This window comes from Oceanobacillus sp. CFH 90083 (assembly GCF_009389585.1).
In the GTDB taxonomy this organism is placed as follows: Bacteria; Bacillota; Bacilli; order Bacillales; family Amphibacillaceae; genus Oceanobacillus.
The window spans coordinates 1-23,501 of record NZ_VIYG01000028.1; the positions used below are offsets into that span (position 1 = coordinate 1).

General features: G+C 40.1%; 22 protein-coding genes, 1 pseudogene and 2 other annotated features. All 23 genes and pseudogenes read right to left on the reverse strand.

What is annotated here, in order from left to right; translation table 11 throughout:
- Positions 1-1,567, reverse strand: a pseudogene (locus tag FLK20_RS20780) (DNA-directed RNA polymerase subunit beta); the annotation flags it as partial.
- A 409-nt stretch (positions 1,568-1,976) separates the two neighbouring features.
- Positions 1,977-2,582, reverse strand: a complete 606-nt coding sequence (locus FLK20_RS20785) for a class I SAM-dependent methyltransferase (protein WP_152658530.1) — start codon at positions 2,580-2,582, stop codon at positions 1,977-1,979.
- An 890-nt stretch (positions 2,583-3,472) separates the two neighbouring features.
- Entirely contained in the window at positions 3,473-3,835 is a 363-nt protein-coding gene (rplL, locus tag FLK20_RS20790; RefSeq protein ID WP_152658512.1) for a 50S ribosomal protein L7/L12, read from the reverse strand.
- Positions 3,836-3,889: 54 nt separating this feature from the next.
- Positions 3,890-4,387, reverse strand: a complete 498-nt coding sequence (gene rplJ, locus FLK20_RS20795) for a 50S ribosomal protein L10 (protein ID WP_152658513.1) — start codon at positions 4,385-4,387, stop codon at positions 3,890-3,892.
- A 49-nt stretch (positions 4,388-4,436) separates the two neighbouring features.
- Positions 4,437-4,582 (reverse strand) — a sequence feature (ribosomal protein L10 leader region).
- A 50-nt stretch (positions 4,583-4,632) separates the two neighbouring features.
- Entirely contained in the window at positions 4,633-5,325 is a 693-nt protein-coding gene (gene rplA, locus FLK20_RS20800; protein WP_152658514.1) for a 50S ribosomal protein L1, read from the reverse strand.
- 175 nt (positions 5,326-5,500) lie between these two features.
- Entirely contained in the window at positions 5,501-5,926 is a 426-nt protein-coding gene (gene rplK / locus FLK20_RS20805; protein WP_139344913.1) for a 50S ribosomal protein L11, read from the reverse strand.
- Between the two features lie 239 nt (positions 5,927-6,165).
- A complete protein-coding gene (gene nusG, locus FLK20_RS20810; protein WP_152658515.1) occupies positions 6,166-6,702 on the reverse strand; it encodes a transcription termination/antitermination protein NusG in 537 nt (178 codons plus the stop codon).
- Between the two features lie 185 nt (positions 6,703-6,887).
- A complete protein-coding gene (secE, locus tag FLK20_RS20815; RefSeq protein WP_152658516.1) occupies positions 6,888-7,061 on the reverse strand; it encodes a preprotein translocase subunit SecE in 174 nt (57 codons plus the stop codon).
- A 48-nt stretch (positions 7,062-7,109) separates the two neighbouring features.
- Positions 7,110-7,259, reverse strand: a complete 150-nt coding sequence (gene rpmG, locus FLK20_RS20820) for a 50S ribosomal protein L33 (protein WP_152658517.1) — start codon at positions 7,257-7,259, stop codon at positions 7,110-7,112.
- A gap of 298 nt (positions 7,260-7,557) precedes the next feature.
- Positions 7,558-8,211, reverse strand: a complete 654-nt coding sequence (sigH, locus tag FLK20_RS20825) for an RNA polymerase sporulation sigma factor SigH (RefSeq protein ID WP_152658518.1) — start codon at positions 8,209-8,211, stop codon at positions 7,558-7,560.
- 343 nt (positions 8,212-8,554) lie between these two features.
- Positions 8,555-9,061 carry an NYN domain-containing protein gene (locus FLK20_RS20830; RefSeq protein ID WP_152658519.1) on the reverse strand — a complete coding sequence of 169 codons (507 nt, stop codon included), beginning with the start codon at positions 9,059-9,061 and terminating at the stop codon, positions 8,555-8,557.
- Positions 9,062-9,814: a 23S rRNA (guanosine(2251)-2'-O)-methyltransferase RlmB gene (rlmB, locus tag FLK20_RS20835; RefSeq protein ID WP_152658520.1), complete on the reverse strand. Its 753-nt coding sequence runs from the start codon at positions 9,812-9,814 to the stop codon at positions 9,062-9,064. It lies immediately after the preceding gene.
- Position 9,815: 1 nt separating this feature from the next.
- Positions 9,816-10,220, reverse strand: a complete 405-nt coding sequence (locus tag FLK20_RS20840; protein ID WP_152658521.1) for a Mini-ribonuclease 3 — start codon at positions 10,218-10,220, stop codon at positions 9,816-9,818.
- A complete protein-coding gene (gene cysS / locus FLK20_RS20845) occupies positions 10,220-11,626 on the reverse strand; it encodes a cysteine--tRNA ligase (RefSeq protein ID WP_152658522.1) in 1,407 nt (468 codons plus the stop codon). Before cysS ends, FLK20_RS20840 begins: the two co-directional genes overlap by 1 nt.
- Positions 11,607-12,251: a serine O-acetyltransferase gene (gene cysE, locus FLK20_RS20850; protein WP_255473844.1), complete on the reverse strand. Its 645-nt coding sequence runs from the start codon at positions 12,249-12,251 to the stop codon at positions 11,607-11,609. The genes cysS and cysE overlap by 20 nt, the downstream gene beginning before the upstream one ends.
- A 219-nt stretch (positions 12,252-12,470) precedes the next feature.
- Positions 12,471-12,692 (reverse strand) — a binding site (T-box leader).
- Between the two features lie 67 nt (positions 12,693-12,759).
- Complete coding sequence (gene gltX, locus FLK20_RS20855; protein ID WP_152658523.1) at positions 12,760-14,229, reverse strand: glutamate--tRNA ligase; 1,470 nt, start codon at positions 14,227-14,229, stop codon at positions 12,760-12,762.
- A 309-nt stretch (positions 14,230-14,538) separates the two neighbouring features.
- Complete coding sequence (locus tag FLK20_RS20860; protein ID WP_152658524.1) at positions 14,539-15,642, reverse strand: PIN/TRAM domain-containing protein; 1,104 nt, start codon at positions 15,640-15,642, stop codon at positions 14,539-14,541.
- Between the two features lie 72 nt (positions 15,643-15,714).
- Positions 15,715-17,088 carry a DNA repair protein RadA gene (radA, locus tag FLK20_RS20865; protein WP_152658525.1) on the reverse strand — a complete coding sequence of 458 codons (1,374 nt, stop codon included), beginning with the start codon at positions 17,086-17,088 and terminating at the stop codon, positions 15,715-15,717.
- Between the two features lie 216 nt (positions 17,089-17,304).
- Positions 17,305-19,737, reverse strand: a complete 2,433-nt coding sequence (gene clpC / locus FLK20_RS20870; RefSeq protein ID WP_152658526.1) for an ATP-dependent protease ATP-binding subunit ClpC — start codon at positions 19,735-19,737, stop codon at positions 17,305-17,307.
- Between the two features lie 12 nt (positions 19,738-19,749).
- On the reverse strand, positions 19,750-20,814 hold the full coding sequence (gene mcsB, locus FLK20_RS20875) for a protein-arginine kinase McsB (RefSeq protein WP_152658527.1): 1,065 nt from the start codon (positions 20,812-20,814) through the stop codon (positions 19,750-19,752).
- A complete protein-coding gene (gene mcsA / locus FLK20_RS20880; protein WP_152658528.1) occupies positions 20,811-21,371 on the reverse strand; it encodes a protein-arginine kinase activator protein McsA in 561 nt (186 codons plus the stop codon). The genes mcsB and mcsA overlap by 4 nt, the downstream gene beginning before the upstream one ends.
- A 22-nt stretch (positions 21,372-21,393) precedes the next feature.
- Positions 21,394-21,861, reverse strand: a complete 468-nt coding sequence (locus FLK20_RS20885; protein ID WP_152658529.1) for a CtsR family transcriptional regulator — start codon at positions 21,859-21,861, stop codon at positions 21,394-21,396.
- Positions 21,862-22,166: 305 nt separating this feature from the next.
- Positions 22,167-22,853, reverse strand: a complete 687-nt coding sequence (locus FLK20_RS20890; RefSeq protein ID WP_227995239.1) for an MgtC/SapB family protein — start codon at positions 22,851-22,853, stop codon at positions 22,167-22,169.
- Positions 22,854-23,501 lie beyond the last annotated feature (648 nt).

The window sequence follows — 23,501 nt, forward strand, 5'->3', positions numbered from 1 at the left end:
GAGTCTCGATTGGACACATACGGCCATAGTGAGAATAGTGAACGTCACGTACTTCCATTCCTGCACGCTCACGGGTCAAACCGCCAGGCCCTAGTGCTGACAGACGACGCTTATGCGTTAATTCGCCTAAAGGATTGGTCTGGTCCATAAACTGGGATAACTGCGAGCTGCCAAAGAATTCTTTAATGGATGCAATAACCGGACGAATATTAATCAATTGCTGTGGTGTCACGCTGGAAGTGTCCTGAATCGACATTCTTTCACGAACAACACGCTCCATCCGGGATAACCCGATCCGGAATTGATTTTGTAATAATTCACCAACCGAACGCAAACGACGGTTTCCTAAGTGATCAATATCATCTGTATCCCCTACCTGATGAAGCAGGTTAAAGAAATAACTGATAGAAGCCAAAATATCGGCCGGTGTGATATTTTTAATTTCTTTTGTTAGTTCTCCGTTTCCAATGACAGTTAGCTCACGCTCTCCATTTGGATCGGTCGGATCAAGGATTTTTACAGACTGTATCGTAATTTCTTCTTCTAAAACCCCATCATGCGGTGTAATAGTTTTATCTCCAAAACGATCTTCTTTACGTTCGAGATATGGAAGAATCCTATCTAATAATTTTCTTTCCAAACGATCGCCTTTATTTGCAATTACTTCTCCTGTTTCCGAATCTACAACAGGCTCTGCAAGCACTTGGTTGAATAAGCGATTTTTGATATGGAGTTTTTTATTCATTTTATAGCGACCCACATGTGCTAAGTCGTAGCGCTTTGGATCAAAGAAACGAGATACTAATAGACTCTTCGCATTTTCAACTGTTGGTGGTTCGCCAGGACGCAGGCGTTCATAGATTTCTAAAAGAGCCTTCTCTGCATTCTCTGTATTGTCTTTTTCTAATGTGTTTCGTAAATATTCGTTCTCGCCCAACAAATCAACAATCTCTTGATCTGTTCCAAATCCTAAAGCTCTTAATAGAACCGTAATTGGTAATTTACGAGTACGATCAATACGGACATAAGCAACATCTTTTGCATCTGTTTCAAATTCTAACCATGCTCCACGGTTTGGAATAACTGTTGTTGCAATACCACGTTTACCATTTTTATCAATTTTTTCATTGTAATAAACACTTGGTGAACGTACAAGCTGTGATACAATAACACGCTCTGCTCCATTGATAATAAATGTTCCTGTGTCTGTCATTAATGGGAAGTCACCCATAAATACTTCCTGTTCCTTTACTTCTCCGGTTTCATTATTAATTAAACGAACCTTCACGCGAAGGGGAGCATTGTATGTCACGTCTCTTTCCTTTGCTTCGTCTACAGGATATTTCGGATCACCCAAACTATAATCCACAAACTCAAGTGATAGATTTCCTGTAAAGTCTTCAATTGGAGAGATATCCTGGAACATCTCTCTTAAACCTTCTTCTAAAAACCATTCATAAGAAGCGGTTTGGATTTCAATTAGGTTAGGTAATTCTAACACTTCATTAATACGTGCATAGCTCCTGCGTTGGCGGTGCCGTCCATACTGAACTAGTTGACCTGTCAACTGCTTCACCCCTTAAATCATCCATTTTAGTAGTTGTTCTACAAAATGTAACTCATATTTAAAAGAACGTCTGAATAAATCATCTGTTCTTTAAAAAATAAAACTATAAACTCATTACCCTCTCATCCGCAAGCTCCCTCATCTTCCTTTTACAGCTGACTTCTCTAAGGTTCAAGGTTCCCTTGCACACTACCTGAGAAATGAGCTATTTCAAGGATGTTGTGATTTTAGATTGTGCAGATGAAAGAATTTTGATAAACTATAGAAAAGCAATTTGTCGAACCTTTGTTTTTCCCGATTCTACAAGCCTTTCCCATTGATAAAGGTTTTATACGTTTAACTGCAGAAAAAACGCTAGGCAAACGTATCCTAATCTTAGCATCTTTCAATCCTAGCATATCCCTACTTATTAGTCAAACTTTTTTGCTCGCAAAATAAAATAACCTTTTTTCTTTGTAACTACTTCTGCATTTCCGAAAATCTCTTCTATTTTATCTTTTGCAGATGGCGCCCCCTGCTTTTTTTGGATAACCACCCACAAATCTCCGTGAACGGCTAAATGATTGTAAGCTTCTTCAAATATTGCATGCACCACTTTTTTACCAGCACGTATTGGCGGGTTGGTAACAATAGAAGCAAAAGATTTTTCCGCTAATTGCTTATACAAATCACTTTGAAGAATGGTTACATTCGGGATTTTATTGATTTCTGCATTCTTCCCGGCTAATTCTACTGCCCGTTCATTCACATCAACCATAAAAACCTGTCTTTCTGAAAAATCAGCAGCCAAAGACAATCCGATTGGTCCATAACCGCATCCCACATCTAATATCGGCCCATCAATCTCAGGCTCACAGAAAGTCTCAATAAGCACTCTTGAACCAAAGTCCACTTCACTTTTTGAAAAAACACCTATATCACTCGTAAATTGAAATGTTCTTCCCCGCAAATCAAAAGACCAGCTTCGGGGTGATGATTTTGCCTGAGGCTGTTTTGAATAGTAATGCTCTGTCATATGGATTAGCACCCACTTTATATTAATTAAGAAAAATACTTGGGCCACGATCGTACACTTCCTAATCATAGGACGATGTCCGTTACAAGAAGTTGCTTTCCGCGGGCAACGCCTCAGCCTCCTCGAAAAAGAAAACCACTTTTTCTGCGGGGTCTTCACCTGTTGCTTTTCCCGCAGGAGTCAACTTCTTTCCACTACCATCTAAGAGGAGAAACTATTATCAGTTTCCCTCTCCAAAATAAAAGAAAGTATTTTTCATCTCAAATCAAGAAAGAGATTCCTCTCATAGAAGGCACTTCTTCTCGACTAGCGGAAGAAATACACGGAGACTCCTGTGGGAAAGCGCAAAAAGGGAAAAAGGAGGTTCGGTTAAGTTCGCGACGTCCTGTCGCAACACCGAACTGACATACATCCCGTATGCCTCCGCAGGGAAAAAGTGATCTTCTTTTTACCGAGGAGGCTGAGCGCAAGCCCGCGGAAAGCGTAATGTATTTCTGTAGCGATAGCCAAANAGCGCAAAAAGGGAAAAAGGAGGTTCGGTTAAGTTCGCGACGTCCTGTCGCAACACCGAACTGACATACATCCCGTATGCCTCCGCAGGGAAAAAGTGATCTTCTTTTTACCGAGGAGGCTGAGCGCAAGCCCGCGGAAAGCGTAATGTATTTCTGTAGCGATAGCCAAAAGGTCCATCTCACATCTAAAGTTGAAAGTAAACAGTCCAAGTACTTTTTTAACACTTCTTAATCTGTAAAAAAAGGCCACCTGTTCAACTAAAAAACATTCTCGTATATAAACTTGAACTTTTTCTAGTGATAAAGGTGACCCTTTTGGTTTCGTGATAAAAGAGCCCGTCTAAAATACGACGAGCTCTTTTTCTTATATTCGTTAAATTATTTAACTTCTACAGAAGCACCAGCTTCTTCAAGTTTACCTTTAACTTCTTCCGCTTCTTCTTTAGATACAGCTTCTTTAATTGCTTTAGGAGCGTTATCTACTAAGTCTTTCGCATCTTTCAAGCCAAGACCAGTGATTTCGCGAACTGCTTTAACAACTTTGATCTTAGATGCACCAGCATCGTTAAGAACAACGTCAAATTCAGTTTTTTCTTCTTGAGCAGCACCGCCAGCAGCACCTGCAACAGCAACTGGAGCAGCAGCTGTTACGCCAAACTCTTCTTCGATTGCTTTTACTAAATCGTTTAATTCAAGTACAGTCATTTCTTTAATTGCACTAATCATTTCTTCTTTTGTCATGATTAAATTCCTCCTGATATAAGTTTGTTTTTTATAGATAAACCGATTGGTGTATTATGCACCCTGTTCTTCTTTTTGCTCTGCAACAGCTTTTGTAGCATAAGCAAAGTTGCGGATTGGAGCTTGAAGTACGCTAAGCAGCATAGATACCATACCTTCGTAGTTTGGCAGATCTGCAAGCTCTTTGATTTGCTCAAGTGAAGCAACATTTCCTTCAATAATTCCGCCTTTAATTTCTAAAGCTTCATGATCCTTACTGAAGTTGTTTAAGATTCGTGCCGGAGCTACAACATCTTCACTAAATGCAATCGCGTTGGGTCCAGTCAGCACTTCGCTAAGTTCATTTAACTCAACAGCCTCTACAGCACGGCGCACCATTGTATTTTTGTATACTTTGAATTCAACACCTGCTTCGCGAAGCTCTTTACGTAGTGCAGTAACCTCTGAAACGTCAAGTCCACGATAGTCAACTACTACTGCAGTTTGGCTATTACGAAACTTATCTGCGATTTCCTCTACTAATTGTTTCTTTTGTTCAATAATCCCTGACATCTTTCCACCTCCTAATAACAGTCACTAGTATTACACCGTCCGAACGTGCTTTTCTATAAAAAAAGCTCTCATGCAGACATGAGAGCTTACCTTAAGATAGACAAAAACGGTTTGTCTTTCTATAAATAAACACCTCGGCAGGAAAATTAAGCTTATAAGAGCCCCTGCTGTCTACGGTATAACATTCGATTTTATTAAAGCCGAGAATTAGTATATCGAACGTTAGCTGAAAAGTCAACTACTAATTAACGGAAGTTTGAAACGTCAACTTTGATTCCCGGTCCCATTGTAGATGCAATGGAAGCATTCTTCAGGTAAGTACCTTTAGAAGACTGAGGCTTCACTTTAACAAGTTGCTCCGTAAGAGCAGTAAAGTTTTCTACTAATTTTTGCTCATCGAAAGAAACTTTTCCGATTGGAACATGGATGTTAGCAGATTTATCAACACGATATTCTACTTTACCTGCTTTAATGTCTTGAACAGCTTTCTCAACTTCGAAAGTTACTGTTCCAGTTTTAGGGTTTGGCATTAATCCTTTTGGTCCTAAAACACGACCCAGTTTACCTACCTCAGCCATCATGTCCGGAGTAGCAACGATTACGTCAAAATCAAACCAGCCCTGGTTAATTTTATTGATGTAATCTCCTTCTCCAACATAATCTGCACCAGCAGCTTCTGCCTCTTTTGCTTTCTCACCTTTAGCAAATACTAAAACGCGTTGTGTTTTACCAGTACCATGCGGTAAAACCATTGCTCCGCGAATTTGTTGATCTGCTTTCTTAGGGTCTACACCAAGACGGAAAGCAGCTTCTACTGTTTCATCAAAGTTTGCTTTTGCAGTCTTTTTCGCAAGCTCAACAGCTTCTTTAATTTCATATGCTTGTGTACGATCAATCTGCTTTAAAGCTTCTTGATGCTTTTTACCATATTTAGCCATATTAATTATATCCTCCTCTTTTGTGGTTATAACGGTTGTACCTCCCACGGGACAAGAGCAAGCACTCTTGTCCAGCACGTGAATCACTTTCCGGTTCAGCCTTCTCACGAATAAGGCTGCGGGTGAAAACGCCGCAACCTTGAAACTTCAGAAAGTCTGTCTACGGAATATCGAATCAGTCTTCGATCGTGATTCCCATACTGCGCGCAGTACCTTCAACCATGCGCATTGCCGCATCAACATCAGCTGCATTTAAATCAGGCATTTTTGTTTCAGCGATTTCTTTTACTTTGTCGCGTTTTACAGTAGCGACTTTTGTTTTATTAGGTTCACCTGAACCAGACTCGATTCCAGCTGCTTTTTTAAGTAGCACTGCTGCCGGTGGAGTCTTTGTAACAAATGTAAATGAACGATCCTCGAATACTGTGATTTCGACAGGAATAATTAAACCTGCTTGTTCTTGTGTTCGAGCGTTAAATTCTTTACAGAATCCCATAATGTTAACACCTGCTTGACCTAGAGCCGGCCCAACCGGTGGTGCTGGATTAGCTTTTCCCGCAGGAATTTGCAATTTTACTAATTTGATTACTTTTTTAGCCACGAGACACACCTCCTTAAAGTCCGTGATGTGGTAATAGGGTCTCTTATTTTATTTACCCTCCCACTCATTTCCTGCTCCCCTTTTAGTTGAAAACAAGAATAACAAAAGAATCTTAGCATGAATTCAGAAAAAAAGCAAGCCTCTATTCATGAAAATTCTTATGCCCGGGAGAACATTTCTATTTGATTGTCATATTCTCCCTTTACGGGGTATCCCGCTGTTATATTAATCCGAAAAATCTATGAAAGCTTGTCAACTTGAGAGAAGTCCAGTTCAACCGGCGTTTCTCTTCCGAACATATTCACATGTACTTTCAATTTTTGTTTATCTGTATCAATCTGTTCGATAGTTCCTGTGAAATCTGCAAATGGACCTTCTGTGACACGGACACTTTCTTTGATTTCAAAATCGATTTGGACAGCCGGTTCACTGACACCCATTCTTTTCAGTACAACATCTACTTCATCCGGCAGTAATGGTGTTGGCTTTGCACCATGGCCACTGGAGCCGACAAACCCTGTCACACCCGGTGTGTTGCGCACCACATACCATGAATCATCTGTCATAACCATCTCTGTTAACACATAGCCAGGGAAAGATTTTTTCTTCACCATTTTTTTCTTGCCATTTTTAATTTCTGCTTCCTCGTCTTCTGGAACAATAACACGGAAAATCTTATCTTCCATACCCATGGACGCTACTCTTTTTTCAAGATTCATTTTCACTTTATTCTCATAGCCAGAATAAGTGTGAACCACGTACCAATTCTTTTCCATTTGTAACGGACAATAAACTGCCCTGTCCCCTCCTCTTTATAAGCTATTTTAACATCCAGCTCCGAGCATAAACTTTAGAGCTGGGCGGACCGTCCTGCGCTTTTCTTTTCCAATTTAAAAAACCCGCATAAACCGGGTTTTCTCTGACTTTTTCTTCTTTTCATTATACCTGCATTATAACGGAATTATTCAAAAAATGCATCTAATATTTCAGATATGCCTAAATCAACAACGAAAAAGAATATTGCCATAAAGATTACTGTAGAAATTACCACAAAGGTATAGTTTCTTAGTTCCTTTCCTTTTGGCCAGCTTACTTTCTTCATTTCATTTGAAACATTCTTTAAGAACTTAAACATCTTATCTGTTCCCCCCGAACTTACGCGAATCTATCCATCAACCTATATCTATTTGGTCTCACGGTGCAGTGTATGTGTTTTGCAATGCTTACAGAACTTTTTCACTTCTAATCTCCCGGATTGATTGGCTGCGTTTTTGTTCGTTGAATAGTTCCGGCTAGAACATACTGCACATGATAAGACTATCTTTTTACTCATAAATTCCACCCCAATACACAGGGATATAGACTATACTAACATAGCACTTCACTATCATAATGTCAATGCTGTCTCCCATTTTCAGAAAAACTGCATTCTCTTCTATATTCTATGCAGGCTGAAATACATCATTTATTTAGTTAAATGCAACGAGGAAATACAATTATTTAACATATATTTTTTTTATCCTCGCCAATCGGACCCTGGCTGCCCGGCTCCTGCCTGGTATTTTCGATTTTCTCCTATGCTTGAAACGGGAGTCTCACAGCCAGTTACACTGCGATAAATAACAGTTCCTTTAAATGGTAACCCCATTCTCTTCAAGCAATATTTCCAATTTTCTTTTCACTCGAACTAAAGCATTATCAATCGATTTCACATGACGATTCAGCTGTTTGGCGATCTCCTGATAGGTACAGCCATCCAGATATAGCTGCAGTACCTGTCTTTCTAAACCGCTCAATAATTCTGATAATTTAAATTCCATCGCTCCATATTCTTCCCGGTTAATAAGCATTTCCTCCGGGTCACTGTCCTCAGAGCTTGAAATAATATCAAGCAACGTCCGGTCAGATTCTTCCTCATAGATTGGCTTATCCAGGGAGACATAGGAATTTAAGGGGAGATGCTTTTGTCTTGTTGCTGTTTTTATAGCTGTGATAATTTGCCTTGTTACGCATAACTCCGCAAACGCTTTAAACGGAGTTGGCTGTTCCATGTCAAAATCACGGATAGCTTTATATAATCCAATCATTCCCTCTTGAATAATATCTTCTTTATCCGCACCAACCAAAAAATAGGTACGTGCTTTCAGCCGCACAAAATTTAAATACCGATGTATCAGGAGGTCCAATGCATAGCTGTCACCTTGATCAATTAATTCCAGCAAATGAATATCCTCTAGCTTGTCCAGTTTCTTGCTGCGTGTATTGATTTGCCCACCACTCACCAACAATCCCTCCTACTCGATATCTCCAAATATCACCACGATAGGCACCATTATACTAGACGAGCTGAAATATCGTCAACGACCCTTTTATGACAGAAGTCGTCGTAATTTGTCGTTTTCGTGAAAATAAGAGAGTCTTTTTACCCATCAGAAAATAACAAAAAACGCGTACATCACTTTGCCTTCAACCCTTTATAGCGATCCCAATTTATTTTCAAAAAATATTTTTCGTCATGTGGAGAATCACAGTTTATCTGGAAATGGAAGCTGTCTGATATATGCAGGAATGCCTTCTCATTCTTTCTTTGAGAAACACTCCCTGTATCTGTAGCTTCCATATATTTATCTATTTCCCCCGCCGCATCTCTTCAAACCTTTTTAATAAATCTTGATTAATTGGAATTTTAGCAGCAGGCTTTTCTTTTTGATGTGTTTCCAGGCTGATGCGGATTTCCTGATTCATATCATCCATCTCAATCTGAAGCTCTCTGGCTGATTTACGCAAAGCACCCTGTCCAAAGATAGTTCGCTGCTCTGCATAATCCGATGTTGCTACATAGACCTGTGTCTGGATATTCTTGACTTTCTTTACAAGCTTCTCAATACATTCATCTGCCGTTTCCTTTTCTTTTGTATAAATAACCTCAACCTTAAATTGTTCTTGCTTCGATTCCGTTCCGCGCACATAGTAAGCATCGAAGACTACAATCACACGATCACCAGTAAACGCCTGATACTCTGCAAGAAGTTCAATCAGCCTGTCTCTCGCTTGACCGATATCTTTTTCTTTCAGCTGTTCAAGCTCTGGCCATGCGCCGATGATATTATAGCCGTCTACGATTAACACAACCATTCAGGAACTCCTCAGGGGCTGACGCTTTCTTAGTACTTCATAAAGAAGTAAACTGCATGCAACAGATGCATTTAATGAGGACACTTGTCCAACCATCGGCAAGCTGACGGTCCAATCGCATTTTTTTCTGACCAGACGGCTCATCCCTTTTCCTTCGTTCCCAATAACAAGCCCAATTGGCAGCGTTCCGTCCAGCTCCCGGTAATCTTCATCTGCTTCTGCTTCTGTTCCGACAATCCATACATTTCGTTCTTTAAGTTCATCAATCGTATTGGCCATATTCGTCACTCTCGCAACAGGAATATGCTCCAACGCTCCTGCTGCTGTTTTTGCTACTGTAGCTGTTAAACCGACTGAGCGGCGCTTAGGGATAATAACTCCATGTGCGCCGGTGGCATCAGCGGTACGTAAAATGGAGCCCAGATTATGTGGGTCCTCTAATTCATCCAGTAAAATGAAGAACGGTGCTTCTTCTCTTTCCTCTGCCCTGGCAAAAAGATCTTCAATGGACGCATAAGGATAAGCGGCTACTGAGGCAATGACTCCCTGATGATTCCCTTCCTGCAGCTTATCCAGCTTTGATCTAGGCGCTTTTTGAACAACCGCCCCTGCTTCACGGGCAAGCTGTTGTATTTTTTGTGACGCCGCTCCCTGTAATTGTTCGGATATCCAAATTTTATTAACAGAACGGCCAGATTTTAATGCTTCGATGACAGGGTTTTTTCCGATAATCCATTCCTGATCCTGTGTCACTTCAAGCACTCCCTTCCTCTAAAAATTCAATTGCCTGGGTCATTAATTCCTGTAGTCTTTGTTGATTTTTCAATAAATAGTGATAGCCAATCAATGCTTCGAACGCTGTACTATACCGATATGTTTGTACGCTGATATTTTTTGGGGTGCTGCCTGATTTGGCATTTCTTCCCCGAATCACTACACTGCTTTCCTCTTCTGATAAAAAATCTTCTTCCTCCAGCCAGTGCAGAATAACCTTTGCCTGGGATTTACCGGATACGTACCGAATAGCTGCCTGATGCAATTGATTCGGTTTAATGGTTCCCCGCTCTAATAGCAGCTCACGCACATATACTTCATAAATCGCATCACCGATATATGCTAGAGCGAGGCTTTTCATTTGTCTGACATCACTGGCTTTCATTATTTACCTCTTTTCCACCTGACACCCTGAGGCGTATCTTCTAAGATAATCTGTTCGTTCTTTAATTGGTCACGTATTTCATCTGCACGGGCAAAATCACGATTTTTACGCGCCTCATTTCGTTCCGCGATTAACGCTTCGATGGTTTCATCCAATAGCTCTTCCTGTTCATTTTCAATATCAATCCCTAATACGCCGAGCATAGAGGCAATCGTCCCACGAAAGGCATCAATCACAGCAGTAGCTGTCTGCTCCTCCTGGACATAGACATTTGCCTCCTTCGATAAATCAAATAGAATTGAGATGGCGTTTGCTGTATTGAAATCGTCATCCATCTCTGCTTCAAACCTTTTTTTACGATCCTCTATACGATCGAGCCACGCTTGATTATCTTCTCTCAAATCCATACTTGCATGACGGCGGTGCCCTAAATTATGGTAAGCTGTTTCTATCCGCTCCAAGCTTGTTTTAGCACTCTGCAGCAATTCTTCTGTAAAATTAATCGGATTGCGGTAATGAACAGAAAGCATAAAGAAGCGTAATACTTTCGGATCATGCCTTTCGATTAAATCACGTGCAAGTACATAATTACCGAGGGATTTCGACATTTTTTCATTATCGATATTTATATAACCATTATGCATCCAGTAGTTTGCAAATGTTTTATCATTATGCGCTTCGGATTGTGCAATTTCATTCTCATGATGCGGAAAAGTTAAGTCCTGTCCTCCTGCATGAATATCAATTGTTTCACCTAAATGTTTTTTTGCCATTGCCGAGCACTCAATATGCCAGCCTGGACGTCCTTCTCCCCAAGGGGAATTCCATGCAATTTCGCCGTCTTTTGCTTTTTTCCATAAAGCAAAGTCTAAAGGATCCTCCTTTTTCTCTCCCACTTGAATCCGCGCACCGGAACGCAGTTCATCAATGGACTGGTGAGAAAGCTTCCCGTACCCTGTAAAGGAGCGCGGCTTAAAATAAACATCTCCGTCTACTTCATAAGCGTAGCCTTTGTCAACCAATTTTTTGATAAAAGCAATAATGTCCTCCATCGAATCCATGACACGCGGATTTTTGGTTGCGTTTTTGACTCCTAATGCCTGCACGTCTTCTAAATAGGCAGCAATAAACCGATCCGCCAGCGTACCGACTTCTTCTCCGGCTTCCCTGGCTGCTTTAATAATTTTATCGTCTACATCTGTGAAATTAAGAACATAGCGGACATCAAACCCCCGATATTCAAAATATCTGCGGACGGTATCAAACACAATCGCCGGGCGGGCATTTCCGATATGAATATAGTTATACACAGTAGGTCCGCACACGTACATGGATACCTTTCCAGGCTCAATCGGTTTGAACGCTTCCTTCTGTCTAGTTAACGTATTATATATTTGAATCGTCATAGCTATTTATTCTTCCTTTCTTTAAATGCGCTACTTCCGCTTTTAGTTCTTTAATCTGTTCTTGTAAATCACTGCATTTTTCCGCAATTGGATCAGGAACATTCTGATGGTCCAAATCTTTATTCAATCGAATGCCATCTTGAACGACCACTTGACCGGGAACACCGACAACCGTAGAATTAGCCGGAACATTTTTTAATACAACAGAGCCGCCTCCTACTTTTGAGTTTTCTCCAATCGTAATTGCTCCAAGCACCTTTGCCCCTGTAGATATCATCGCATTGTCTTCAATCGTAGGATGCCGTTTCCCCTGTTCTTTTCCTGTTCCGCCAAGTGTCACCCCTTGGAAAATGGTAACATTATCTCCTATTTCACATGTCTCTCCAATCACCACACCCATTCCATGATCAATAAACAATCTTCTTCCTATTTTGGCTCCAGGATGTATTTCAATACCAGTAATAAATCGAGAAAATTGCGAAGTAAAACGAGCCAAAAACTTCAAATTTTTGTTATACAGCCAATGTGCTATCCTGTGTGCCCAGATCGCATGTACACCAGAATAAGTTAACATAACTTCAAAATATGTCCGAGCGGCTGGATCTTGTTCAAATACAACCTCCATATCCTCCTTCATTCTCCGAAAGACCACAAATATACAGCCCCTTTAGTTTAAAATAATTGGAAAGATTTTTTCACGGTATGCGTATCCGTAATACCTCTTATGCAGATGAAGTAATTATAGTTATTTTTCTGAGGAAAAAAAAAGACACTTCATTACCTGATTAATTCAAGCTTTGCTTTTTTTCATCTATCAAAAAAAGCGTCTCTGTGTTCTAAAAAACACAGAGACGCTTTCCTGCGCGGTCCCACTCTGTTTAGAGAAAAGAAGAAACTCTCTTTCTCCACTTTGCTCTTCTAACGGCAGAGAACCGCTATCATGTACTTTAATTCCACGATAGACTCTGAGGCGCACTTCAAAAAGAAATCTTAAAATCACTCGCAGCAAATGTGACTCTCTCTGTCTAAGACATTCATTTTTACTTTACCTCTTCAACGATTTAGGTTTATTTTATTTTCATAGGCATATCTTATAAAGATAATATATTATATAACGCAAGAAATGTGAAATACTAAGCTCCCATTTCCTTTAATAATTTATCCAGACGCTTCACGATAACATCTTTACCCAGTAACTCAATGGCGAAAGGAAGCTCCGGTCCATGCATTTGTCCCGTTGTTGCCACACGGATCGGCATAAAGAGCTTTTTACCGCGATGTCCTGTTTCTTTTTGGGTTGCCTTAAATTGTGCTTTAATTGAATCTTTATCAAACGACTCTAGATGGATCAATTTATCTGCGAACACTTGTAATACTTCCGGAACCTGTTCTTCACTAAGGACTTCCCGCTCTGCTTCGCCGTAAGAAATATCCTCTTGGAAAAACAGCTCTGTCAATTCCACAATTTCTGCTCCGTAGCGTAATTGCTCACGATACAGGCTGATCACATTCTCTGCCCATTCACGCGTTTTCTCATCCATATTTTCAGGAAGCTTGCCTGCTTCAATTAAATGCGGCAATGCTAAATCAATCACACGGCTTAAGTCTGATTTCTTAATATATTCATTGTTCATCCATTTCAATTTATGCTGGTCAAAAATCGCAGCAGAAGTAGATAAACGTTCCGGGTCAAATATGTTAATCAGTTCCTCCTGGGTAAACATCTCTTCTTCACCGACCGGAGACCAGCCCAGTAAACTGATGAAATTAAACATCGCTTCCGGCAGATAGCCCAAATTACGATATTGCTCAATAAACTGCAGAATATGCTCATCACGTTTACTCAGCTTCTTACGTTCTTCATTCAAAATTAATGTCATATGTCCGTAACGTGGTGCTGTCCATCCAAATGCTTCATAGACCATCATTTGCTTCGGTGTATTAGAAATATGCTCTTCCCCGCGCAATACATCTGTAATTTCCATCAAATGATCATCAATAGCTACTGCAAAGTTATACGTAGGAATCCCATTTTTCTTGACGATGACCCAATCACCAAAATCACTTGATTCAAAAGTGATTTCCCCACGGACAATATCCTGGAAGGTATATGTTTTATTTTTAGGAACGCGAATGCGGATACTCGGCTTTCTTCCTTCCGCCTCAAAGCTTTTTATTTCTTCTTCTGTCAGATTGCTGTGCTTTCCAGCATATTTAGGAACCTGTCCATTAGCACGCTGCTCTTCACGCTCTGCTTCCAGCTCATCTTCTGTCATATAGCATTTATAAGCTAAATCACGCGCAAGCAGATCATCTACATATTTTTGATAAATATCCAAACGCTCTGTCTGACGGTAAGGGCCATACTCTCCGCCAATATCTGCACCTTCATCCCATTCTAAACCGAGCCATTTTAAATATTTTAATTGACTCTCTTCGCCGCCCTCTACATTTCTTTTATCATCAGTGTCTTCTGTGCGGATAATAAATTTTCCATCAAAATGTTTTGCATATAAATAATTAAATAAAGCGGTACGAGCATTACCAATGTGCAAATGTCCCGTTGGACTAGGTGCATAACGTACGCGAACTTCCTTACTCATTTAAAATGCCTCCTTCATCGTTTATAATTGCTGCCTGCTTTTCTAAGAGAAACTGTTCAAAAAACCTGATAGTATGCGTTCAAAAAGTTTTGATAAAAAGGACCAGTCCCATCAGAAAAATTACGTCAACTAGAGAATTCGCCGTGTCACTTTTGCTGGACTTTTTGAACATCCTCTCTAACTATGAAACCTTTTAAACACCTGTCAGAAGAGGGATTACCTCTCTTCCTCTCAAAAACAAACTCTATACGAAAAGTGATAACATATACATGCTATCACTTTTTTTATCCTTTATCAGTTATACCCTTTTTACAAAGCTTTTTCAAGTAATTTTGGTTTTGCAAAGATCATCCGCCCGGCAGAAGTTTGCAGAACGCTGGTAATAACTACCTCAATATTTTTACCAATATAATCTCTTCCCTCTTCCACGACAATCATGGTTCCATCATCTAAATAGGCAACCCCCTGATTATGCTCTTTCCCATCTTTGATCACTTGTACATGCAGCTCTTCTCCCGGAAGAACAACCGGCTTCACGGCATTGGCGAGATCGTTAATGTTTAAAACAGGCACGCCCTGGAAGTCACATACTTTGTTCAAATTAAAATCATTGGTAACTACAATCCCGTCAATGACTTTCGCCAACTTAATCAGTTTGCTGTCCACCTCTGGAATATCTTCAAAATCGCCTTCATAGATCTCTACTTTTACAGCAAGCTCCTTCTGGATTCTGTTCAAAATGTCTAATCCACGCCGGCCGCGATTCCGCTTCAATGCATCCGATGAATCAGCGATATGCTGTAATTCACCAAGGACAAACTGCGGAATAACAATGGTTCCTTCTAAAAAGTTTGTCTGACAAATATCAGCGATCCGCCCATCAATAATCACGCTTGTATCTAAAATTTTGGGGCTTGGGTACTTACCTTTTGAATCTGCATCATCCTCTTCACTGTCATCACTGCGGCGCTTGTCCTTTTTAGCAGGCTTGAGTATATTCATAAATTCCTCACGCCGCCTGAAGCCTACCTGGAATCCTAAATAACCAAGTATAATCATAATGAAAAGCGGCAAAACCTGTGAAAAAACACGAATACTCATATCTTGCAGTGGCATATTAACAAAGTAAGCTATAACAAGTCCGACAATTAAACCTAGACTGCCAAAAAACAAGTCCATGGCTGGCAGCTTGACCAGTGCATCTTCCACCCAACGAAAGAAATTTACAATATAGTTTACTAGTAAATAAGACAAGATAAAAAATATAATAGCTCCAACAATCATTCCTAAGATAGATGAAGTTAACCAGCTTGATTCAGCAACATTTAATAGCTGAACAAGTCCCGGAAGATAGAGATACCCCATGGTACCGCCCAATATAATAAAGAATAAGTGTACTACTTTTTTCATCAATTCCTTTCACCTCCTGACTATTATAGTAGTATTGCCAATTGACATGTAATATATGCTTTTCACTAAAAAAATCTACGGATGTAATCCAATTTCTAACGCTTCCTGTACATTTGAAACACCAATCACTTCGATACCAGCCGGATAATTCCAGCCGTCTAAATTATTTTTCGGACAAATGACCCGTTTAAATCCTAACTTTGCTGATTCCTGTACGCGCTGTTCGATACGGGATACTCTGCGAATTTCGCCTGTCAGGCCAACTTCGCCTATAAAAATATCATCTGGTTTGGTTGGCTGATCCCGGAAGCTTGATGCGATACTGACTGCCAGCGCCAGGTCAATCGCAGGTTCATCCAACTTTACACCACCAGCTACTTTAATATAAGCATCCTGATTTTGCAGCATCAGTCCAACCCGCTTTTCCAATACAGCCATTAACAGCGGTACTCGATTATGGTCTACCCCCGTAGCCGTTCTGCGTGGATTCCCAAAGCTCGTCGGTGAAATTAATGCCTGTATTTCTACCAATACCGTCCTTGTCCCTTCCATCGAAGCAACAACCGTTGATCCGGCAGCTCCCTCGGACCTTTCTTCCAGGAAGATTTCTGAAGGGTTCATTACTTCACGTAACCCCTCCTCCTTCATTTCAAAAATTCCCATTTCATTTGTGCTTCCAAAACGGTTCTTCACACCTCTTAAAATACGATAGGTGTGATGTCGCTCCCCTTCAAAGTACAATACTGCATCCACCATATGTTCCAGTAGACGCGGACCGGCAATTGATCCTTCTTTTGTCACATGACCGACAATAAAAATGGGAATGTTTTTGGTCTTTGCAATTTTCATCAGCTCCATCGTACATTCTCTGACCTGGGAAACACTGCCGGGTGCACTTGTTATCTCTTCTTTAAAAATTGTTTGAATAGAATCGACGACGACAAAAGAAGGGTTGATTTCTTCTATTTGCCTGCTGATATCCATTAAATTTGTTTCCGATAAAACGTATAGTTCATCTGTTTTGATGTCTAACCGATCCGCACGCAATTTCGTTTGCCTTGTAGATTCTTCACCCGATACATAAAGAACGGGTAAAGCCTTTTCGGCCAGCTGCGCAGAAATTTGTAATAAGAGGGTTGATTTTCCAATACCCGGATCTCCACCAATTAAAACCAGTGATCCTAATACAATGCCTCCGCCCAGCACACGGTTAAATTCCCGCATTGTCGCAGTAATACGCGGTTCCTTCCTGGATTCAATGGAAGTGATCTTTTCCGGTTTTTGCGAGGAGGCTGTACCAGACATATATCCCGCTCTGCCTTTTACAGCAGCAGCTTCGATTTCTTCTACCATTGTGTTCCATTGATGACAAGCTGGGCATTTCCCCATAAATTTAACCGATTGATACCCGCATTCTTGGCAGGTAAATTTCGTTTTCCTTTTTGCCAACGTCCCAACCTCCTTCAAGGGTCATTCAAACCAACAAATTTCCCGTGGTAATGAACCGCCCTTATTTACTATTATAGACTATTTATCAATTTCATAGGTTACAGAAAAGCATCAAATTCAAAAATAATCTTCCATACTTATGCCACAAGTATTTTGATGAAACGGAGAAAGCTAGAAGAGTTTTGGTCTTCTAGCTTTTGTTTACCTTACAGCAATTTAAGGAAGGACAATGAATTCTCCTTTGCTGTTTAACCCTATTTTCACTTTTTGTTCTTTTTGAATATTTCCTCTTAAAAGCTCTTCTGATAATAAATTTTCAATATTACTTTGAATCGAACGTCTTAATGGACGAGCACCATATTCTGGGTCGAAGCCTTCATTCGCAATTTTTTCAATGGCTTTATCTGTAAGGGAAAGTGTTAAATCTTGCTCTTCCAGACGTTTTTGCAGCTGCTTAAGCATTAATGACGCAATGTCCTTCATATGTTTTTTCTCCAGGGAATGGAATACGATTGTCTCGTCAATACGATTAAGGAATTCTGGACGGAATGCCTTTTTCAATTCATCCATTACCTTTGACTTCATATCTTCATGCCCTTTCTTCTCGTCATTATCCAATGTGAAGCCGACATATTTATTACGCCTTAATTCACTTGCTCCTACATTAGAGGTCATGATGATAACTGTATTACGGAAATCAACGACTCTTCCTTTTGAATCAGTTAAACGGCCATCTTCAAGAACCTGCAGGAGAATGTTAAATACTTCCGGATGTGCTTTCTCCACCTCATCCAGCAGCACAACCGAATACGGTTTACGGCGTACTTTTTCTGTTAATTGCCCCCCCTCTTCATAGCCTACATAGCCTGGAGGAGATCCAACTAAACGGGACGTCGCATGTCGTTCCATGTATTCAGACATATCAATCCGGATCATTGCATCCTCATCCGCAAACATCACTTCTGCTAGTGCACGGGCCAGCTCTGTTTTACCAATTCCGGTTGGTCCAAGGAATATAAAAGAACCAATTGGACGTTTCGGATCTTTTAACCCGGCACGGGCACGACGAATTGCTTTCGCTACAGCATTTACAGCTTCGGATTGACCAATAACACGATCATGAAGAATTTCTTCCATGTTTAACAGACGATCACTCTCATCTTTAGTCAGTTTTGAAACAGGAACTCCCGTCCAGATAGATACTACTGCTGCAATATCCTCCATCGTTACTTCAGAATCTGTCTGCCCTTGTTTTTCTTTCCATTCTTTCTTTGTTTTTTCAAGCTTTTCGCGATAACGCTGTTCAGAATCTCTCAACGATGCTGCTTTTTCAAATTCCTGGCTTTGTACAGAAGCATCTTTTTCTTTTCTTACCTCTTCTAATTTTTGTTCCAGCTCCTTTAAGTTTGGCGGAACAGTATATGAATTCAGGCGTACTTTTGAGCCGGCCTCGTCGATTAAATCAATCGCCTTATCAGGTAAGAATCGATCCGTGATATACCGGTCAGATAAGGTTGCTGCTGCTTCAATCGCTTCATCTGTAATGGTCACGCGATGATGTGCTTCATAACGGTCTCTTAAACCTTTCAGGATTTGAATCGTCTCATCAAGTGTTGGCTCATCTACCTGAATTGGCTGAAAACGGCGCTCTAATGCAGCATCCTTTTCAATATATTTTCGGTACTCATCCAATGTCGTTGCTCCGATACATTGCAGTTCACCGCGGGCAAGAGATGGCTTCAGAATATTAGATGCGTCAATAGCCCCCTCTGCTCCACCAGCACCGATCAGCGTATGAAGCTCATCAATGAATAAAATAACATTGCCAGATTGACGGATCTCTTCCATTACTTTTTTCAAACGGTCCTCAAACTCACCGCGATATTTTGTTCCTGCAACAACGGTTCCCATATCTAATGTCATCACGCGTTTATCCCTAAGTGTTTCCGGAACCTCATTATCAATAATCTGCTGTGCTAAACCTTCTGCAACAGCTGTTTTTCCAACTCCAGGCTCACCGATCAGGACAGGGTTATTTTTCGTACGGCGGCTCAGCACTTGAATCACACGTTCAATTTCCTTCGAACGACCGATAACAGGGTCAATTTTTCCTTCTCTTGCACTCACTGTCAAATCACGGGCTAAAGAATCTAAAGTAGGTGTGCTTGCGTTTGCCTGTTGCCCTGTACGCCCTTGACGTCCTGCCTGAGACTCATTACTACCCAGCAGCTGAAGCACCTGCTGACGAGCCTTATTTAAACTCACACCGAGGTTATTTAACACACGGGCAGCAACTCCCTCTCCTTCACGGATCAGACCTAAAAGAATATGCTCTGTTCCCACATAAGAGTGACCCAGCTTTCTTGCTTCATCCTGAGATAATTCAACAACCTTCTTCGCTCTGGGTGTATAATGAATGGATTGAGAAGGCTGTTTACCGACGCCGATCAGCTTTTCCACTTCCTCTTGAATTTTAGCTACTTCCAATCCAAGAGACTGCAGTGCTTTTGCAGCAATACCTTCTCCTTCACGTACTAAGCCAAGAAGAATATGTTCTGTTCCAATATTATTATGTCCTAATCGTACAGCCTCATCTTGAGATAGTGCTAATACCTTTTGTGCTCTCTCTGTAAAGCGACCAAACATCATATGTTTTTCCTCCTACTTTTTCAAATTTAATCTTTCGCGAATAATGGAAGCTCTGCGAATATCACGTTCATCAGAGCGGAGTGCTTTATTAGCATAATGCTGCAGAAATCCAGGCTGTGTTAAAACCATCAGTTCATTCAGTATATTCTCGGAAATATTTTCTATTATGCCTAAATCGATCCCTAAACGCAAATTAGAAATACAGATAGAGGCTTCCTTTGAGTCAATAATCCTGCTATTTTTCAACGTTCCATATGAACGGAAAACACGATCCTCCAAGCTGATCTCTGATTGTTCGTAAATATACTGCCGGGCCATACGCTCATGCTCTACAAGCTGGTTGACAATACTCTCCAGGTCCTCCACAATATCCTCTTCTGATTTACCCAGGGTAATCTGGTTCGATATTTGAAATATACTCCCTCTTGCTTCACTGCCTTCTCCATATATCCCTCTGACAACAAGTCCCAATTGATTAATTGCCGGGATAAGCCGGTTAATTTGTTTTGTCAGTACAAGTGCTGGTAAATGCATCATAATTGAAGCTCGCATGCCAGTTCCGATATTAGTAGGACAGCTCGTCAAATAGCCTTTTGTTTCATCAAATGCATAGTCCGCCTGCTCCTCCAGCCAATCATCTAAGTGGTATGCCTCCTCCAGCGCTTTTCTCAGCTGAAGACCTGGATAATACACCTGAATCCGCAAATGATCCTCTTCATTGACCATAATTGACGTCTGCTCCCGCTCAGATAATAACACTGCCGCATAATCACTATGCTTTATTAAGTGTGGACTTATTAAGTGCTTTTCCACCAAAACAAGCTTTTCAATCATGCTTAAATTTTTCATTGGGATAAATGAAATAGAAGCCTGCTCGGAGTCTTCTTGCTGAATATAGTTCTCCTTTATAAATTGTAGCACATCCTCCAACGCTTCTTTGTTGCCGGATGTCGGGTACAATTTATCTGCAAAGTTGCGGGCCAGACGAACGCGGCTGCTCATTACAATGTCTTTATCCGGACCATCCTCCAGCATCCACGGGCTAATCGCTTCATTGATAAATGATTCTAATGTCACGTTTCATCACCCGCTTCCTTATTTTGTTGATTCGCTTTTTCCAGCTCTCTGATTTTATCACGCAGTACAGCTGCTTTTTCAAACTCTTCGTCTTCAATCAGCTGTTTTAACTCCCCTTTATAGGAGGATATTAATTGCTTTTGCTGAATATACTTTCCGGCACGCTTTGGTATCCTGCCTGTATGCCTCGTATTGCCCGCATGCACACGCCGTATAATCGGCTCTACCTTTGAGCCAAAGGAAGCATAACAATCTGCACAGCCAAATTTCCCAGCTGTTTTAAATTCACTAAACGTTCTGCCGCAAGAAGAGCATTTCAGCTCTTGAGGCTGTTTCGGCTGTTTCGAATTTGCTGCTCCGGCAGAATTTAGATTTAATCCATCCTTTTGAAATAACCCTGATAAAAGATCATTCAAGGAATATCCTTCTTCAGGATAGGTTAAATATCCTTTTTTCTTCGCACATACTTCACAAAGGCTAACTTTCGTCTCTTGACCATTTATAATATGTTTAAAATGTAATGTAGCCTTTCTTTCATGGCATTCTTGGCATTCCATACGATTCCTCCCCTTCAGGTAATTAATCGTTCAAATACTTGAGTGCAGTTAATGCAGATTTGAGTATTCGTGCACGCAGCTCATCTCTAAGCGGCAGTTGAAAAGCTAAGGTGGTTCGATCAATACTTGCTAATATCAGCTTTGCTTCACGTGCTGTAATCAGCTCCTCCTCTAAAAGCCTGTCTAAAATGTCTATTGCAGCACGTTGCGGAATCGAATCACCAATTAAATAAATAATTTCATCAATTAATTCCGATTTATCCTGATGACGTATACGCATAATACGAATATACCCGCCGCCACCGCGCTTACTTTCTACGATATACCCTTTCTCCACAGTAAAACGTGTATTAATAACATAATTTATTTGCGAGGGTACACATTGAAACTGATCTGCAATTTCACTTCTTTTAATTTCAATAGCTTGTTGTTCTTCTGCCTGTAATACTTTTTTCAAATATTGTTCAATGATATCTGAAATGTTACTCATCCTTCGCACCTCACATCAAATAATTTATTTGATAAATTATTCCTTTTGACTTTGACTAACTTTGACTATGGTTTTATTATAATATAAATTCTTTAAGTTGCAAATGGATGATGTTTCTATTTTTGACAAACCGTCAAGAAATCAAAACATAATTATAGAAAATCTATGAAAATATATAAGTGTGTATTCAAAAAGTTGCTAAATTTAGGCTTAAAGGTTATGGTAATAGCATTTTAATATAAGGGTTCCAAATTATCCATTCCCTCAAAATTCGTTAATAACTTTTTGAATATCCTTCATAAGACTTAATTTCGCTTCGTTATATTTATTACTCCTGGAAGCTTAGAGATATCATCGAATAAATAAACTAATTTATTATTTTTTTGGATATTGGTCCATATATGAATCCTGCGCTCGCCACCTTCTAACTGCTTTATCTCTACCTGCTTCATATTAAAATGATTTTTTTCAATTAATTTTACTGCTTCATGTATTTCAAACTCTGCTGAGGCAATAATTTCAATAAAATTATTGAATTGAAATCGAGGAAAAAAATGCTCTATTTGATTTAAAAAAATTAAGCTAGCTAGAATAATAAGTGTTGTCACAACCGCAACACTATACATCCCGGCCCCGACTACCAGCCCTATGCCTGCCACAGCCCATATAGAAGCAGCTGTTGTTAATCCTTTGATCGTTCCCCCGTAGACAATAATTGTACCTGCTCCCAGAAAACCGATACCGCTAATTACATAGGATGGAATCCGAGCAGGATCAAATTGAATATTTTCATACTGATCCATGAATGCAATGAAGCCAAAAATGGATAAAATCATCATTAAACAAGAGCCTACTCCTACTAATATATGCGTACGGAACCCCGCTGAATGATTATTGATTTCACGCTCAAAGCCAATTAAACCAGATAATATCAGCGCAATAAACAAACGTGATACAATAACCAAAAAATCATCACCGATGAATTGTTCCAATGTTACTTCCTCCTTTTCCCTGTTTTTAAATATGGTTTATAATTATTTATATGCTTGGTTCATCATTTCTTTTATATACATCCCCAAGCAGGTGGAGATAATCAAATTATCACGACATACTTACATCATAAGCTTTATTCTATTGTAATACATTTAGATTTGCTAATTCGATTGTTTTTCTATATGGTGAGTACATTAAAATTGCAGGCAGGAAGAATTTTTAGAATGAGAATGGTCAGCAAACTCAAACTTATCACCTCTAAAAATCAGGAGTTAAAGATACCAATATGGGTGCAGGTGTAAAGGAGAAAAATATCGCTTAAGTGAGCGTTCAAAGAGCTGCTGAAAAAGAGGGAGCCGGCTAGGTTCTCAAGGTGTCCTGGAATTGCGATTATCTCATCAAAAAGAGTTATTACAACACTGACATTAGTACATTGGAGAACTGTGGTTATACTTGTGTTGGTGACTTTTGTAGAATCCTCTGTAAAGTGTAATACCAAGATCAATAACAACCTTAGTGGGATGTACGGGAAAGGTTCTAGGATAACACAGCCACATTCAGTATAGAGCCTATAGACGTAAGTGCATTTATAATCATAAAAAAGAGTTAAGCAGATTCTGCTTAACTCTTTTTTAATGTGCCTGGCA